The sequence below is a fragment of the Nocardiopsis flavescens genome (assembly GCF_900141985.1).
Taxonomy (GTDB): domain Bacteria; phylum Actinomycetota; class Actinomycetes; order Streptosporangiales; family Streptosporangiaceae; genus Nocardiopsis; species Nocardiopsis flavescens.
Window position 1 is genome coordinate 1 of record NZ_FQZK01000068.1, and the last position, 1,238, is coordinate 1,238.

At 75.4% G+C, this 1,238-nt stretch carries 1 protein-coding gene; it reads right to left on the bottom strand.

Features of this window, described 5'->3' with window-relative positions:
- On the bottom strand, nt 1-1,238 hold a 1,238-nt coding region (locus BUE45_RS31040), incomplete at both ends, for a trehalase-like domain-containing protein (RefSeq protein ID WP_281256395.1).

Genomic DNA, 1,238 nt, shown 5'->3' on the forward strand with positions numbered 1-1,238 from the left:
TTGCCCACCCGCACCGGCCGCGACCCCGCATACCCCGACAGCGACTCCACGACCTCCTCCGGCCCCAGGTCCGTACCCCGCAGCGAGTACAGCGGCCGGAGCAGCTCCGGCCCCGCCAACCCGCCCACCACCCGGTGCACCCACCCCAAAAACGCCTCGGCCTCAGCGGTCGACCCCGCCTCCACCAGCGCCTGCACCGTCAACGCCCCGTCCCGCAACCAGCAGTACCGGTAGTCCCAGTTACGGATCCCCCCGATCTCCTCGGGCAACGACGTCGTCGCCGCCGCCATCACCCCCCCGGTGGGCGTGCACAACCCCCGCAGCGTCAACGCCGACCGCGCCACCAGACGCCGCTCCGTCTCGGGCAGGTCCAAAGTCCGCACCCAGGACGACCACTCCCGCTCCGTCCCCCGGCGCCGCTCCTGCTCGCCCACCCCCGGCGCCTCCAGCGAGTCCGTGCCGCAGCGCAGCTCCAGCACCACCGGCCGCTCCGACGTGGGATGCACCCGGGCCAGGGCCGTCCCCGCGTCCTGGTCGACCTGCCAGGACACCCCCGGCGCGTACAGCGCCACCGGGTACGGGCCGCCCTCCACCACCAGGCCGTCGTCCTTGGCCAGGATGCGCACCGGCGCCCGCCCGAAGTCCGGACGCGGCGCGAACTCCACCACCGCCGCCCCCGTCCCGGTGACCACCCGCACCAGGTCCGTGCGCCCCGCCACCGCCGGCTCGGCCAGGTAGTCGATCACCTCCAACCGCGAGAACCGGGTCCGCACCGTCATGGTGTCGCGCTCATAGCGCTGCCCCAACGGCAGCCCCCGGTGCTCCGGCGCGATCGAGAACACCCCCGCCGAACGGCCCCCCAACAGCTCCGCGAACAGCGCCGGGGAGTCCGGCTCGGGGTGGCACAGCCACAACAGGCGCGCGTCCGGGCCCACCAGCGCCACCGCCGCCCGGTTCGACAGCAGCGACATCCGCTCGATCGGGGTGGGACGCTCCCCGAACACCCACGAGCGCCGCTCCGCGGCCAACACCGCCAGCAGCTGCGCCGCGGCCGGGGTATCGGCCACCCGGTGCGCGGCCACCGACGGCTCGCCCGCGTCCCCCACCCGCACCCCCGCGTCCGCGCCCGACAGGTGCAGGAACACCGGCTCCTCGCCGTCCCCGCCGCCCATGTACAGCACCGCGGTCGCCTCGACCCGCCCGCGCAGCACCTCCAACGCCTCGGCCTTGCCGTGCGC